Source organism: Agromyces sp. Y782 (genome assembly GCF_059445405.1).
The window spans coordinates 2122636-2137205 of sequence record NZ_JCAIUG010000001.1 but is presented as its reverse complement, the minus strand read 5'-3'; the positions used below and the strand labels follow the sequence as shown (position 1 = coordinate 2137205).

The 14570-nt window shown below is 70.7% G+C and carries 12 protein-coding genes; 6 read left to right on the top strand and 6 right to left on the bottom strand.

The features are described from left to right. The first annotated feature begins 104 nt into the window (after positions 1-104). Both AC1C2S_RS09850 and AC1C2S_RS09845 read left to right on the top strand, forming a co-directional pair. Positions 105-1502: an Nramp family divalent metal transporter gene (locus AC1C2S_RS09850; protein WP_495352341.1), complete on the top strand. Its 1398-nt coding sequence runs from the start codon at positions 105-107 to the stop codon at positions 1500-1502. A gap of 182 nt (positions 1503-1684) precedes the next feature. Beyond that, positions 1685-2935, top strand: a complete 1251-nt coding sequence (locus tag AC1C2S_RS09845) for an ATP-binding protein (protein ID WP_495352340.1) — start codon at positions 1685-1687, stop codon at positions 2933-2935. Positions 2936-3075: 140 nt separating this feature from the next. Here AC1C2S_RS09845 and AC1C2S_RS09840 read toward each other — a convergent pair whose 3' ends face one another. Next, positions 3076-5676, bottom strand: a complete 2601-nt coding sequence (locus AC1C2S_RS09840) for a rhamnogalacturonan lyase (protein ID WP_495352339.1) — start codon at positions 5674-5676, stop codon at positions 3076-3078. A gap of 179 nt (positions 5677-5855) precedes the next feature. Here AC1C2S_RS09840 and AC1C2S_RS09835 point away from each other — a divergent pair, with 179 nt between their 5' ends. From AC1C2S_RS09835 to AC1C2S_RS09820, 4 genes are all read left to right on the top strand, one after another. Further along, the gene (locus AC1C2S_RS09835; RefSeq protein WP_495352338.1) at positions 5856-6518 is read left to right on the top strand and encodes a metal-dependent transcriptional regulator; all 663 of its coding nucleotides are present in this window, start codon (positions 5856-5858) and stop codon (positions 6516-6518) included. A 49-nt stretch (positions 6519-6567) separates the two neighbouring features. After that, positions 6568-8214, top strand: coding sequence for an FAD-dependent oxidoreductase (locus AC1C2S_RS09830; RefSeq protein ID WP_495352337.1), 1647 nt, complete (start codon positions 6568-6570; stop codon positions 8212-8214). Next, the gene (locus AC1C2S_RS09825) at positions 8211-8543 is read left to right on the top strand and encodes a UBP-type zinc finger domain-containing protein (RefSeq protein ID WP_495352336.1); all 333 of its coding nucleotides are present in this window, start codon (positions 8211-8213) and stop codon (positions 8541-8543) included. The genes AC1C2S_RS09830 and AC1C2S_RS09825 overlap by 4 nt, the downstream gene beginning before the upstream one ends. A 97-nt stretch (positions 8544-8640) precedes the next feature. Beyond that, a complete protein-coding gene (locus tag AC1C2S_RS09820; RefSeq protein ID WP_495352335.1) occupies positions 8641-9438 on the top strand; it encodes an HAD-IIA family hydrolase in 798 nt (265 codons plus the stop codon). A gap of 66 nt (positions 9439-9504) precedes the next feature. On the opposite strand, the gene AC1C2S_RS09815 is transcribed toward AC1C2S_RS09820, so the two are convergent. Genes AC1C2S_RS09815 through pyrE form a run of 5 tightly spaced genes read right to left on the bottom strand, consistent with a single transcriptional unit; the run spans position 9505 to position 14556 of the window. Then, positions 9505-9684: a hypothetical protein gene (locus AC1C2S_RS09815; protein WP_495352334.1), complete on the bottom strand. Its 180-nt coding sequence runs from the start codon at positions 9682-9684 to the stop codon at positions 9505-9507. Between the two features lie 22 nt (positions 9685-9706). After that, a complete protein-coding gene (locus tag AC1C2S_RS09810) occupies positions 9707-9841 on the bottom strand; it encodes a hypothetical protein (RefSeq protein WP_495352333.1) in 135 nt (44 codons plus the stop codon). 13 nt (positions 9842-9854) lie between these two features. Further along, on the bottom strand, positions 9855-10883 hold the full coding sequence (locus tag AC1C2S_RS09805; RefSeq protein WP_495352332.1) for a ribokinase: 1029 nt from the start codon (positions 10881-10883) through the stop codon (positions 9855-9857). A 5-nt stretch (positions 10884-10888) separates the two neighbouring features. Further along, complete coding sequence (locus tag AC1C2S_RS09800; RefSeq protein WP_495352331.1) at positions 10889-14008, bottom strand: hypothetical protein; 3120 nt, start codon at positions 14006-14008, stop codon at positions 10889-10891. Next, positions 14008-14556, bottom strand: coding sequence for an orotate phosphoribosyltransferase (pyrE, locus tag AC1C2S_RS09795; protein ID WP_495353230.1), 549 nt, complete (start codon positions 14554-14556; stop codon positions 14008-14010). Before pyrE ends, AC1C2S_RS09800 begins: the two co-directional genes overlap by 1 nt. Between the last annotated feature and the right edge of the window lie 14 nt (positions 14557-14570).

Genomic DNA, 14570 nt, shown 5'->3' with positions numbered 1-14570 from the left:
GAACCCACGCTACCCGCCACCGTGTGCAATCCAGGTGCGGAGGTGTGTCGGGGAAACGTGCGATGGGGGTTTTCGGTATGCCTAAATTTTGCTACGTTTTCGGTATGCCGAAAACTCTCGACGACGAGCTCGACGATCAGGTGCGGTCGACGGATGCCCCGGGCGAACCCGAGTCCGCCGGCAACCCGAAGCGCGCGACATCCGTGCCCCGGGTCGCCTGGCTGATCGGCCCCGCTCTCGTGGCGGGCGTCGCCTACCTCGATCCGGGCAACGTCGCGAGCAACATGACCGCCGGTGCGCAGTACGGCTACCTGCTCGTCTGGGTGGTCGTGCTCGGCAATGTGATGGCGTGGCTCATCCAGTACCTCTCGGCGAAGCTCGGCATCGTCACCGGGCGCAGCCTTCCCGAGGTGCTCGGCGGCCGCATCCGCAACCGCTGGGGGCGCCGCGCCTACTGGCTGCAGGCCGAGCTCGTCGCGATGGCGACCGACCTCGCCGAAGTGATCGGCGGCGCCGTTGCGCTCAACCTGCTCTTCGGGGTGCCGCTGCTGTGGGGCGGGCTCATCACGGGCACCGTGTCGATCGTGCTGCTCGTGCTCCAGTCGCGGCGCGGCCCGCGCACCTTCGAGTTCGTCATCATGGGCCTGCTCGCGATCATCGCGATCGGCTTCACCGTCGGCGTCTTCGTCGCCCCGCCCGACCCCGCGGGTCTGCTCGCCGGCCTCGTGCCGCGCTTCGCGGACACGAACTCGGTGCTGCTCGCCGCATCCATCCTCGGCGCGACGATCATGCCGCACGCCATCTATGCGCACTCCGCGCTCGCTCGCGACCGCTTCGCAACCCGGCGCGCCCGACCCGTGGCATCGAACAAGATCGCGTGGCACGGCTTCGGCATCAAGCGCGGCACGGCCGCGCCAGAGCTGGCGCCCGGCACGGCGACCGAGGTGCCGACCGGCGTGCTCGTGCGCGCCACCCGCTGGGACGTGTCGATCGCGATGGCGATCGCCGGCACGGTGAACCTCTGCATCCTGCTGCTCGCCGCGGTGAATCTTTCGGGCGTTGAGGGCACCGACAGCCTCGAGGGTGCGTACGCCGCGCTCGGAGTCGCGCTCGGCCCGGTCATCGCGACCCTCTTCGCCGTCGGCCTGCTCGCCTCGGGGCTCGCCTCGACCTCGGTCGGCGCATACGCGGGCGCCGAGATCATGCACGGGCTGCTGCACGTGCGGGTGCCGCTGATCTTCCGCCGGCTCGTGACCCTGATCCCGGCGCTCGTGATCCTCTGGCTCGGCTTCGACCCGACCCTCTCGCTCGTGCTCAGCCAGGTCGTGCTCTCGTTCGGCATCCCGTTCGCGCTCGTGCCGCTCGTCGTGCTCACTGCGAAGGCGGGCGTGCTCGGCCGGTGGAAGAACCACTGGGCGACGACCGCGGCGGGAGTCGCGGCATCCGTCTTCTTGATCGCACTCAACGGCGTGCTGCTCTGGCTCGTGTTCAGCGGGGCGTGAGCCGCTTCCCACGCCCGGCTCCGTGCAGCGTTTCGAATCGCGCCGCTGCAGAACATCGACTCGATGTTATGCAAAACTTCGACTCACCAGTATGCAGAACATCGACTCGATGTTATGCAAAACTTCGACTCACCAGGATGCAAAACCTCGAATATGCGACCCGGGCGCCATAGGATCAGGGCATGGTCAAGTACCTCCCCCGAGTCGCAGACCGCGAACTCGCTGATCGCATGAGCGCGATGGGCGCAGTCCTCGTCGAGGGCCCCAAGGCGAGCGGCAAGACTGCGACGGCATCACGCATCGCGAGCACAGTTATTCGACTCGATGAGGATGCATCAGCGCGAGCCGCCATCACCCTCGCGCCGGAGTTGCTCTTCGAGCGACCGACGCCGATCCTGTTCGACGAATGGCAACTCGAGCCCGAGATCTGGAACAGGGTACGTCGCGAGGTCGACGGCCGACAGGGTCGAGGGCTGTACCTCCTCACCGGTTCGGCCACCCCGAAGCCGGACGCTCACCGACACTCGGGCGCCGGACGCATCGGGGTGCTGCAGATGCGGCCGATGAGTCTTTTCGAGTCAGGTCATTCGAACGGTGAGGTGTCGCTTTCCCGACTCCTCGACGGTGCTACGCAGGCAGCTTCGGACACGGGGCTGAGTCTGACCGGGCTCGTCGAGCGAATCGTGATCGGCGGTTGGCCTGCACTCCTCGATGCCACGGAACGCGAGGCTCGAGCGTGGCTCGGCGACTACCTCACACAGATCGTCGAGGTCGATGTTCCATCGCTCGGGTCTCGGAGGAACCCCCGCAATCTCCGCCGACTCCTGAGCGCCCTCGCACGGTCGGTGGGACAGGCGACCAAGCAGATCGAGCTTGCGAAAGACGTCGGGGGCGAGAAAGGTCCGATCGCAGCCGAGACGCTCACCGACTATCTCGACGCCATCGACCGCCTGCGATTGACCGATGATTCCGAGGCCTGGCGACCTCACCTCCGCTCGCGAGTACGCCTGCGCACCGCCCCGGTGCGGTACTTCGTCGACCCATCTCTCGGACCAGCAGCGCTCGATGTCGGCAGCAGAGAGTTGCTGCGCGACCTCAACGCCACCGGATTCCACTTCGAGGCGCTTGCTCTTCGAGATCTTCGCATCTATGCCCAGCCACTGCACGGCGTCGTCGATTCCTGGCGAGACTCGAACGGCAACGAAGTCGATGCGGTGGTCACGCTACACGACGGACGTTGGGGCGCATTCGAGGTCAAACTCAACCCTGCATCCGTCGATGACGCGGCTGCAGCCCTGCTCCGCTTCGCGGCGACCATCGACACCGAGAAGCACGGAACGCCCGCGGTGCTCGCCGTCATCACGAGCAGTGGGTACGCACTGCGCCGGCCCGATGGCATCCACGTGATCCCGGTCACGACGCTCGGCCCTTAGCCTCGCGGCGGCTCGCATGGTGAAGCACGCAACCTCGGCAGCGTCGCGGCATGACCGACGCAAGTCTACAAAGGACCGCCCCGAGCGCCGGCACGGAAGATGCGGCACTCGGGGCGGTCGGTCTCAATGCACCCGGCGGCTCAGCGACGTGAGCTGAAGTCGTGGGTCCAGGTCGATTCGGCCCCCTCGGCGATCGCGCGGTACGGCTTCGGCACCGCGACGATGCTCACGTCGGAGCGCGGCGCCTTGTGCAGGCCGGCGCGCAGCTGCTCGCCGTCGAGGTAATAGTCGACGTCACGATCGAACGGCACGAAGATGAAGTCGAGCAGGTAGCCCCTGACGTCGATGAAGCGCGGCGACTTCGGCTCGACCGGCGTCGTGAGCACGGGCACCTTCGACCAGTCGACGTCGCTCGCGAGGTAGTAGCTCGTGTACGACGGCTGGTTGTAGGTGGTCTGCTGGCGGGCGGACTCGGCTCGGTACTGCACGTCGTGCATGAGGGTCGTGAGCTTGTGCGTCGTCACCTCGGTGCTCGTGAAGATGCGCAGCGCGCTCGAGTCGGTCGTGCGCACGAGCAGCTCTTCGCGCCAGTCGCCGAACACGTCGGCGACGAGCGAGGGGTTGCCCTTCGTGCCGTTGTTCGTGAGCGTGCCGGTGGCCGTCAGCAGGGTGCCGCGGGTCCAGTCGTCGATCGTCGGGGTCGCGGTGCCGCTGCCGTTCACGAGCTGCGTCGTGAGGTCGGCCGCCCAGCGGATCGACATGTTCGTGCCGGGCGTCGCTGCCGAGAGCACCTCGCCGGTCGATGACAGGAGCCCGCTCGCCTCGGTGCCGCCGGGCATGCTCGACCACACCTCGATGCCGGGAACGTCGGCGCGCACGTCGCCGATCATGCCGCGGCCCGTGTCGCGGCCGGAGTAGGCGCCGAAGAGCACCTCGCCCGTCGCGGCATCCCGCATCGACGTGCCGTACGGAGCGCCGGTCGCGCCCTCGTGCACCGCGAAGATCTCGAGGCCGGGGCGCGCGGGGTCGATGTCGGTGACGTGCATCGCGTCGCCGTGACCCAGTCGAGCCTCGGTGCCGGGAGCCGAGCTGCCCTCGGGCAGCACATCGTACGAGCTGTAGAGCAGCCCGCCGTCGTCATCGATCGTGGCCGAGCCGTACACGATCTCCTGCTTGCCGTCGCCGTCGACGTCGGCCGCACTCAGCGAGTGGAAGCCCTGCGTCGTGATCGAGCCGTACACCGGGTCGGTGCCGTCGCGCCCGTGCGGGCCGTCGTTGAACGGGTTCGTCATCGGCACGTGGCCGCTGTCGACGAACCAGCGCTGCGTGAGCGATTCGCCGTCCCAGTCGTACGTCGCGATCGTCGAGCGCGTGTAGTAGCCCCGGGCGAAGACCGCCGAGGGGTGCTCGCCGTCGAGGTACGCCACGCCCGCGAGGAAGCGGTCGACGCGGTTGCCCGGCTCGATGCGCGACATCGCGTAGTCGCCCCACAGCAGGCCGTCGTCGCCGCGACCGGGCTCGTACGGGATGGTCTCGAGCTCGGCACCGGTCGCGCCGTCGAAGACCGTGAGGTATTCGGGGCCGTCGAGGATGAAGCCCTCGAAGTTGCGCAGCACGTTGCGGGCGCTGCGCGACGGTGCGTAGACGTCGATGAAGTAGTCGACGAGCTCGACGGCGCTCTCGTGCGAGAGCGGATCCTCGTGCGTCACGGGCGCGCCGAACGCCTCCTCGAGCGTCGCCGGCCAATTGCCTGCGACGACCTCCGGATGCTCCGTCCAGCCCTCGAACATCGCCACGAGGTGCTCGTGGTAGTCGGCGGCGCTCATGCGGTAGTCGTCGGCGTGCGTGTATCCCGCCGCGACATCCGCCTCTGGCATGGTGACGAAGCCCTCGTTCGTGATGCTGCCATCGGCGGCGTAACCCGTGGACTTCGTGCCGGGCGCCGTCTTCATCATCGTCTCGGCGCGGCCGTCGCCGTCGAAGTCGTACACGGTGAACTCGGTGTAGTGCGCGCCGGCGCGGATGTTCACGCCGAGGTCGATGCGATTCAGCAGCGTGCCGTCGAGCTCGTAGGTGTCGAGGTAGACGGTGCCGGTGTAGCCGACCTGCGAGACGTCCTTCGAGTTCGACGGGTCCCACTTGACCACGAACTCGTAGGCGCCGTCGCCGTCGACGTCGCCGACCGCGACATCGTTGGCCGAGTAGGTGAACGCCTCACCGGCCGGCGTCACACCGTCGGCCGGCTTCTGCAGCGGCAGGTCGTGAAAACCCTGCGACCAAGCGGATGCCGCGGCGCTCGCCTCGAGCTCGACGCCGTTGACGACCGGGGCGACGGTGTACTGCGCGCTCGCGCTGCCGTCTGGATCGGCGAAGTTCGTGCTGTCGGTGACGACGGCGATCTCGGTGCCGTCGCGGGAGACCGCGAAGTCGGGGCCGGCGAGGCCGGTCTCGGTCGCGCCCGTCGCCTCGGAGGCGAGCAGCCGCCAGCTGAGGAAGACGCCCTCGCTCGTCGAGACGGCGACGAGGCCGCGGTCGAGCTCCTCGAGTTGGGGAGCGCCGGTCGGGGCGCCGGTGCCGCCGGTGCGCGCGGCGACGGCCGACGCGGCGGTTGACGCGGCAGTCGATGCCGACGCGGAGGGCGATGCCGGCGCGGCATTCGCGGGTTGCGCGACACCGGCGATCAGGCAGCCGGCTGCGGCGACCGCCAGCGCGCTGCGGAACGGATGGGTACCGAGATTCATCGTCGAATCCTTGTCTGGGCGTGCAGCCCGTCAGTGGGATAGCGCTTTCCGTACGGACTCGAACGTAGCCTCCGAACGGGGACGGGTCAAGACGGCGGCGGACGAATTGACACGATTCATCCATCGCGGCCTTGACGGCGCAGAAATCTCGCCCCCCATCGCCGGATATCCTGAGGCCGATGCCTGCAACGAGCCCCGCGATCGAGGACTATCTGAAGACGGTGTACGCGCACACCGAGTGGCAGCCCGACCCCATCACCCCGTCGGTGCTCGCGGGGCGCCTCGGCGTCGCCCCGTCGTCGGTCACCGAGATGGTGAAGAAGATGGCCGCGGCCGGCCTCGTCGCCCACGTGCCGTACGGCGCCGTGCGCCTGACCGATCTCGGCCTCACCCGCGCCCTCGCCGTCGTGCGACGGCACCGCCTCATCGAGACCTGGCTCGTACAGCAGATGGGCTACGGCTGGGACGAGGTGCACGACGAGGCCGAGATCCTCGAGCACGTCATCTCCGACCGGCTGCTCGAGGCGATCGACGCGCGCCTCGGCCGGCCACGCCACGACCCGCACGGCGACCCGATCCCCGCGGGCGACGGCACGCTCGAGCGCGAGCCGGCCGTGCTCCTCGCCGAAGCTCCGAGCGGCCACCGCGGCACGGTGCTGCGCATCAGCGACCGCGACCCCGCCGTGCTGCGAGCACTCGAGCGCGGTGGCATCCGCCCGGGTGTCGAGATCAGGGTCGCGGATGTCGCAGCCGGCCAGGTTCGCCTGCGGGTGCTCGGCGCCGCCGACGTAGACGTCGACCTGCCCGCCGAGGTCGCCGCCGCGATCTGGGTGACGGCCTGATCTGGGACCGACCCTCCCGCGAATCGCATTCGTCATGCACGATGGAGTCATGGGAACCACACGAACCCGAACCATCCCCGAACCGACCGATGCGCAGTGGCAACGGATGCTGCGCTACGGCGCGCCGACGCCGACGCAGACCGGCGACGTGCTCTTCGCGGCGGGCGACCGCTGGTACGACCTCGTCCTCGTCGAGTCGGGCACCGTCGACATCGTTCGCGAACCGCTCAAGTGGATCGAGGAGACACGCATCGCAACGCTCGGCCCGCGGTCGTTCGCGGGCGAGCTCGGGCTGCTCAACGGGCAGCGCGCGTTCCTCACGGCGCGCGTCGTCGAAGCCGGCCGCGTGCACCGCATCGACCACGAGTCGCTGCAACGCCTGATGGCCGAAGACGACGAGCTCTGCGACCTCATGCTGCGCACGCTCTGGGCGAGGCGCGAACAACTGCGGCGCGGACCCGCCGCGTGGACGCTCAAGATCATCGGCTCCGGCCGCTCGCGCGAGGCCGTGACACTGCGACGGTACGCCGAGCGGCTCGACCTCGTGCACACGTGGGCCGACATCGACGACCCCGAGACGGCGGCCGTGTTCGCGCACCACGGAGTCTCGACGGACGACCTGCCCGTCGCGGTCGTGCAGGGCGAGAACCTGCCGAACGCCACTCCCGGACAGCTCGCGGAGGTGCTCGGCCTGGCGTACGCCGCCGAAGACGACGCCACCGTCGACCTGGCCGTGGTCGGTGCCGGGCCGGCCGGGCTCGCCGCCGCGATCTACGGCGCCTCGGAGGGGCTGCGCACCGTGCTGCTCGATGCTGTTGCGCCGGGTGGCCAGTCCTCGGCGACCTCCCGCATCGAGAACTACCTGGGATTCCCCTTCGGCGTCAGCGGCGACGACCTCACCGCACAGGCGTCGTTGCAGGCGATCAAGTTCGGCGTGCACGTGATCGCGCCGTGCGAGGCGGTCCGGCTCGAGGCCGACGCCGACGCCCTGCACCTGACGCTGGGCGACGGGGCGGTCGTGCGTGCCCGTGCCCTCATCGTCACGACGGGCGTGTCCTACCGGTCGCTGGACCTCGATCGGTGGAAGGAATTCGAGGGCTTCGGCATCCATTACGCGGCCTCGACCCTCGAGCTTCGCCAGGTCGCGGGCGCCGAGGTCGTGGTGGTCGGCGGTGCGAACTCCGCGGGTCAGGCCGCACTCGCCCTCGCTGCGAACGGATGCCGCGTGCGTCTCGTCGTGCGCGCCGACGACCTCGGGCGGCAGATGTCGAGCTACCTCGTGGATCGCATCACCGACGATGTGCGCATCGACGTGCATACGGGCACGCAGGTGGTCGGGCTCGAGGGTGAAGGCAGTCTCCAGCGCATCACGCTCAGCGGCGGCGTCGAGCAGACCGTCGAGTGCCGCGGCCTGTTCTGCTTCATCGGCGCCGTGCCCGCGACCGACTGGCTGGGCGGCCTCGAGCGCGACGCCGACGGCTACCTGCACACCGGCGCCGACGTCGTCGGCCTCGGCGACCCGTGGCGCGACCTCGATCGCATGCCGCTGCCGTTCGAGACCTCGGTGCCGAGGGTGTTCGCCGCCGGCGACGTGCGGCGGGGCTCGATGAAGCGCGTGGCCGCCGCGGTCGGCGAGGGATCGAGCGCGGTCGCCTCGGTGCATCAGGCACTCGCGGCCGCGGAGGTGTTCGCGTGAGCGAGTTCGCGCCGCCGCCCACCGGTACCGGATGCGGCGACTGCATCGAGGGAGGCGGCTGGTGGTTCCACCTGCGCCGCTGCGTGGACTGCGGCCAGGTCGGATGCTGCGACTCCTCGCCTGCGCAGCACGCCCGCCGGCATGCGCAGGAGTCCGGTCACCGCGTGGCGACGTCGTTCGAGCCAGGCGAGCACTGGTTCTGGGACTACGTCACCGAGACATCGGCCAAGTCGACTCCGCTGAGTCCCCCGTTCGCCCGCCCCGACGACCAGCCGGCGCCCGGGCCCGAAGGCCGCGTGCCCGCGGACTGGCGCGCGCTCCTGCACTGATCACGCGGGGCCATGGCCCCGCGAACGCCGCGCCGCGGCATCCACTCGCCTCTCGAACGTCATCTGTCCGTGACCTCCGCGGCATAGTCTGGAACACATGTCACGACGTGAAGAAGTCGAGTGCTGGCTGACCGACATGGATGGCGTGCTCGTGCACGAGAACCACGCACTGCCGGGTGCGGGCGCGTTGCTGCAGCAATGGGAGGACGCCGGTACGCCCTACCTCGTGCTCACGAACAATTCCATCTTCACCGCGCGCGACCTGTCGGCGCGGCTGCGCGCGTCGGGCCTCAACGTGCCCGAAGACCGCCTCTGGACCTCGGCGCTCGCCACGGCAGACTTCCTGAAGCAGCAGGTGCCGGGCGGCACGGCCTTCGTCATCGGCGAGGCCGGCATCCTCACCGCCCTGCACGACGCCGGGTTCGTGATGACCGAGACCGCGCCCGACTTCGTCGTCGTCGGCGAGACTCGCAACTACTCGTTCGAGGCGATCACGAAGGCGATCCGCCTGATCGGCAAGGGTGCGCGGTTCATCGTCACGAACCCCGACGCGACCGGCCCGAGCGCCGACGGCCCGCTGCCCGCGACCGGGGCGATCGCCGCGCTCATCACGAAGGCCACGGGCAAGGAGCCCTACGTCGTCGGCAAGCCGAACCCGATGATGTTCCGCTCGGCGCTCAACAAGATCGGCGCGCACTCCGAGAACACGGCGATGATCGGCGACCGCATGGACACCGACATCGTCGCGGGCATCGAGGCCGGCCTGCACACGATCCTCGTGATGACCGGCATCAGCGACCTGGCCGAGATCGAGAAGTACCCGTTCCGGCCCGACGAGATCCTCTCGGGCGTCGCCGAGCTCGTGCGCGAGGCACCGGCCGAGACCGAGCTCTAGCGACGCGGTCGAGCGAATGCGCTGCACGACCTGACGCTCGCGGTGATCGTCGCCATCGGCCGGAATTCAGAAGCCCGACCAGTAGCGGCCCTGCTCCTTGCCGCGCTCGGCCTCGAGCATCGCGTCTGCGGCCTCGCGATCGGCGCCGCGAGTCTTCTCGGAGTGCCGCCGCAGCGAGAACGCCCATTGCGTGACTCCCCACAGGACGGCGACGGCGACGAGTCCCAGCCAGAATGTCCAGTCCATGGTCGCTCCTTCTTCGATGCCGTCACCCTACGCCGGACGGTCGGACTCGGCCAGAGAGCACGGCGAGCCAGTCGAGCGACGGATGCCCCGCGGCCAGCCACAGCGCGAAGACGTCGTGGCGCCCGGGATCGCAGTCGAGGATCACGGGGATACTCATCCGCGGGCGCTCCTCACGAGTCGGTGACCGCGGGAGCAGCGGCAGCGGCCGCGGCGGCAGCGGCAGCGGCAGCGGAAGCGAGGATCGCCGCTCGCGGCGCATAGGAGTCGACGGTGCCGCGCGCCTGCACGGCGAGCGCCCCCGCCGCAACGGCGATGCGCAGCGCCTCGGGCAGCGTGCGCCCCTCGGCGAGGAAGGCCGCGAGGGTGCCGGTGAACCCGTCGCCGGCACCGGTCGTATCGACCGCGGTCACGCGCGGAGCCGCGACGGCCCACGATGCGGCCGCGTCGGCCGCGACCGCACCCGCTGCACCGAGCGTCACGACGACCGAGCGGGCGATGCCGCCGGCTGCGGATGCCGCGAGGCCACGCCAATCATCGAGGGTCGCGCCCGCCGGGGCATCCGTGCCGATGCCGACCGCTCGCGCCTCATGCTCGTTCAGCACGAGCGGATCGGCCGCGCGCAGGGTCTCGGCCGAGACGGGCGCCGGCGGTGCGAGGTTCAGCACGAACCGCACTCCGAGGGCCGCCGCCACTGCGCCGATGCGTTCGATCGTCGGCACCGGCAGCTCGCCCTGCGTGAGCACGAGCGCCGCAGCAGCGACGCGTTCGCGCTCCGCGTCGACGACCGCGGGCGTGAGCGCGAGGTTCGCGCCGCCCGTGACGATCACGGTGTTCTCACCCGAGGCGGCGACGGTGATCTGGGCGACGCCGGTCGGAGCATCCGCAATCTGCCGCACCGTCGTCGTCGGCAGCTCCAGGCGCTCGAGGGTCGCGCGGGCGAACGCGCCGCTCGCATCGTCGCCGATGCACGCCACGAACTCGACCTCGAGACCCGCGACGTGGGCCGCGACGGCCTGGTTCGCGCCCTTGCCGCCGAGCGCCACCCTGAAGTCGTGGGCGAGGATCGTCTCGCCGGGCGCGGGGAACGCCTCGACGTAACTCGTCGAATCGACGTTCAACGAGCCGAACACGACGACTGGGCCACGCGCGACGTCAGCGGCGTCAGCGATGCCAGCGGCGTCGACCGCGTCCGCGCTCATGCCCGTCAGACCGCCGGACCGGGCCCATTGATCGACCCCGTCAGCGGCTCACCGCCCGCGCGGTTCGCGAAGCAGTAGTAGCTGCGCTGACCCGCCGCCCACTGCTCCTCGGTCACCGGGAAGCTGCCCGTCACCTGCAGATCGGGGATGCCGGCGACCAGACCCTGGTCGATGATGCCGGCGGCGGTGCAGAGACCTGCCATCTGTGCGCCGAGCTCGGCCTCACCCGGGAACGGCGCCGCGGCGTCGCCGGGCAGCGTACCGCGATAGACGAGCTGGGCCGCGTGCGGCGCCGCGCAGTCGACGACGGTGAACTCCTCGGCCCAGACGCCGACGAACGGGTCGACGCACTCGCCGCCGAAAAGGGTGTCCCATGGGTGCACTCCGGCGGGCTGTACGGCAGTCGGAGCCGCCGAAGGGGTCTCCGAGGGCGTCTCCGAGGCGCTGCCCGACGGCTGCTCACCGCCGTCATTGCCACTCGCGAGTTGTGTGCCGAGGAAGTACAGCCCGACGATCACGAGCAGCACGACGAGGCCGCCGGCGACCCAGATGAGGGTGCGCATCGTGCGATTGCCGCCCTTCGGGGTGCCCGGGGTGCTGCCGCCGTTCGCGCCGCCCCCGGCGCCCCCGCCGCCATTGCCGCCGCCGTTGCCACCGCCGCTTCCGGTGCGCTGCGGCCCGATGCCGCTTCCGGTGCGCATCGGGCCGATACCGTCTCCGGCGGCACGGGTGCTCGGGGCGGGTGCCCGCCCGCCGGCTGGTGGATACCCACCCGTCGCAGCTGCGGCGAACGGGGCATTCGAGCCCGCTGCGCCCGCGGCCCCGACCCCGCCGAAGAGCGAGGAGAGCGAGTCATCGTCGGATGCCCCGTGCTGCTGGTTCGCCGGCGACGACGTGCCGACGATGGGGAAGGCGACCGTCGCAGCGCCCGGAGCGAAGTGTTCGTCGTCGATGAAGGGCTCGGCATCATGGCCGAACGACCACTCGGGCTCCGCCGCGGGCTCGAACGCCGGTTCGGGCTGGAACTCGGGCTCGGGCTCGAACTCGGTCCTGGGGAGGAACGAGGTCGCTACCGCCTCGGGGCTCGACTTCGGGTCTTCGGCCGTCGGATCGGGCGTCAGGTTCCAGAGGTAGCCGGCTTCGTCAGTGTCGCGAGCGATCGGCGAGTCGTCGTACTCGGGCTCAGGGTCGTCGGCGCGGCCACGACCGAAGAATCGGCCACGGATGCCGGAAGCAGGTTCGTCATCGAACTCGTCGTGCCGCTGCTCGCCGACGTCTGCATCGTCGTCGTCGAAATCGAGTCCGAGGGCGTCGAGGCCCATCGGCCCAGTCGGCGGGTTCTGCGGGTTCGCCGGGTACTGCGGGTTCGCGGCACCGTACGGATCGCGTGCGGGCGGAACCGCCTCGCGACCTCGCGGTGCGCCGCTTCCGAGGGAGGCGAGCAGGTCGTCGACGGGTGCCGGCGGCTCCCGCGTGGGGTCGTCGACGCCTCCACCGGCCGACGCGAACGCGGGGAACGGCGTCGTGTTGAACGCATCCGCCTCGCGCGCACGCGCGCCGACCTGCGCGTTCTCCTGATCGCGGCCCGCACCTTGCAGCTCGATGAAGGGGAAGCCCAGGTGCGACTCGGGCACGGGTGTCTGGGCGGGCGCCGCGGCAGCGGGATACTGCGGCTCCGCGGGCCGCCATTGCGCAACCGGCGGAGCGAACGGAGCTGCCGCTTGCGGAATGACCGGCGGACGCGGTGCTGCGAACGGTGGAAGGGGTGCCGCGGCCGGCGGCAGCGGCGCGGCAGCCGGCGGACGCGGTGCTGCGAACGGTGGAAGGGGTGCCGCGGCCGGCGGCAGCGGCGCGGCAGCCGGCGGCAGCGGCGCTGCGGCCGGAGGAAGCGGCGCGGCAGCCGGCGGCAGCGGCGCTGCGGCCGGAGGAAGCGGCGCGGCGGTCGGAACGCGATACTCGGGCGAGGGCTCCGGGAGCGGCGGCGGCGATGCGGGCTGCACCGGCACGGCCGTCGCGGCGGTGAGCGCCGCGAACGGGTCGGTCGTCTCGGCTGCGAACGCACCGAACCGGCCATGGTCCGTTCGAGCCGGGGCGGCCTGCTGCACAGGCGGTACGGCCTGCTGCGGGGGCTGGGCGACCGGGATCGGTGCCGGGTCGGGCTCGTTCAGCGCGGCCCATAGCTCCTGGTCGTAACGGGCGGTCGGAGACGGTGTCCGCGGCGACCGCTCATCCTCGTTGTCGTAGCCCGCAGCCGGTGAAGGGGTGCGCGGGGACCGCACGTCCCATCCGGCCGGCGCCGACGCCGGTGCGGTCGGATGGACCGGCGCGGAGGGCGCCGGTGCCGAAGGCTCTGCGAACGACTGCGCCGGGGCGAACGACTGCCGGGCGACGGGCGGCTGCTGCGCGAAGCCGGCGAACGGAGGCTCGACACCACTGGTCGCCGGCGCAACCGGTGCAACCGGTGCAACGGGAGCGACGGGTGCTGCGGACGGTGCGACGTCGGAAGGAGTGGCCGACGTGCCGGAGAGACTGCGGAACGCCGCTCGAATCGCGTCTTCGGACTCGAACTCGTTCGAGCCCCACGTCAGCGCGAAGGGCGCGGTGGGAGTCACCGGACCGGGTGGAGTCGCCGGGGAGGGCGGAGTCGCCGGAGCGACGGGTGCGACCGGCGGCCATGGTGCAGCAGTGGGTGGACCCGGGGGCGGTGCCGAGGCCGAAGGCGCCCCGACCGGGGGCTCGACCTGCGTCAGGTACACCGGGGCTACCGCAGGAGGCTGTTGCTGACCGACGGCGAACGGCGGCGTCCACGAGGGGAAGTCGGAGGGCTCAGGTGTTGCCGGCGCTGCCGGCGGCTGGGGGGTCGGCGTGCCGACGACGGGCAGCGCGCGGGTCGCGGCATCCGTCGACTGGGCCGGAGCCTCGGAGAACCAGTCGAGTACTTCTTCACGGCGCGGCGCCGGCGTCGGAGGCGACGCCGGCCGAACCTGCTGGACAGGCGGGGCGGGCGGGGCGACGGGAGGTTGCGGAAGCGGGGGAACGTCACGGCGCGGCGCATCGCCGTTCGCCAACTGGGCGAGCAGCCAATCGGCGCCGTCGCCCCCCAGGCCCTGCCCGTCGCCGCTCATCAGGCCAACCCCAGGTCTTCCAGCCCGATGGCGTAGAGGTAGGGCACCCCCGCGGCCTCGATGACCTCACGGGCCCCGGTGCCCCGGTCGACGACCACCGCGACGGCGACGACCTCGGCACCGACCTTCTTCAGCGCCTCGATCGCCTGCAACGGCGTGCCGCCCGTCGTGGAGGTGTCTTCGAGCACGATGACCCGCTTGCCGTCGAGGTCGGGACCTTCGACCTGCTTGCCACGACCATGGTCTTTCGGCTCCTTGCGCACGACGAACGCGTCGTACTCGAGGCCTTGCGCGGCACCCTGATGCAGGATCGCGGCGGCGATCGGGTCGGCGCCCATGGTCATGCCGCCGACGGCGAAGACATCGGGCACCTCTTTGATGACGTCGATCATGACCTGCCCGATGAGCGGTGCGACGCGGTGGTCGAGGCTCACCTTGCGGAGGTCGACGTAGTAGGTGGCCTTCTTGCCGCTCGTCAGGGTGAAGTCCCCGTGGAACACGGCGTCGGCCGCGATGAAGTCGATCAACTGGGCGCGCGCGGCGTCGATGGGCTGAGGGTGGA

Bases quoted from the DNA above. Each gene is read 5' to 3' on its own strand.
- AC1C2S_RS09805 (WP_495352332.1), bottom strand. From the start codon at position 10,883: ATGAGCGCGGACGCGGTCGACGCCGCTGGCATCGCTGACGCCGCTGAC.
- AC1C2S_RS09850 (WP_495352341.1), top strand. From the start codon at position 105: ATGCCGAAAACTCTCGACGACGAGCTCGACGATCAGGTGCGGTCGACG.
- AC1C2S_RS09810 (WP_495352333.1), bottom strand. From the start codon at position 9,841: ATGAGTATCCCCGTGATCCTCGACTGCGATCCCGGGCGCCACGACGTC.
- AC1C2S_RS09820 (WP_495352335.1), top strand. From the start codon at position 8,641: ATGTCACGACGTGAAGAAGTCGAGTGCTGGCTGACCGACATGGATGGC.
- AC1C2S_RS09845 (WP_495352340.1), top strand. From the start codon at position 1,685: ATGGTCAAGTACCTCCCCCGAGTCGCAGACCGCGAACTCGCTGATCGC.
- AC1C2S_RS09840 (WP_495352339.1), bottom strand. From the start codon at position 5,676: ATGAATCTCGGTACCCATCCGTTCCGCAGCGCGCTGGCGGTCGCCGCA.
- AC1C2S_RS09835 (WP_495352338.1), top strand. From the start codon at position 5,856: ATGCCTGCAACGAGCCCCGCGATCGAGGACTATCTGAAGACGGTGTAC.
- AC1C2S_RS09800 (WP_495352331.1), bottom strand. From the start codon at position 14,008: ATGAGCGGCGACGGGCAGGGCCTGGGGGGCGACGGCGCCGATTGGCTG.
- AC1C2S_RS09830 (WP_495352337.1), top strand. From the start codon at position 6,568: ATGGGAACCACACGAACCCGAACCATCCCCGAACCGACCGATGCGCAG.
- AC1C2S_RS09815 (WP_495352334.1), bottom strand. From the start codon at position 9,684: ATGGACTGGACATTCTGGCTGGGACTCGTCGCCGTCGCCGTCCTGTGG.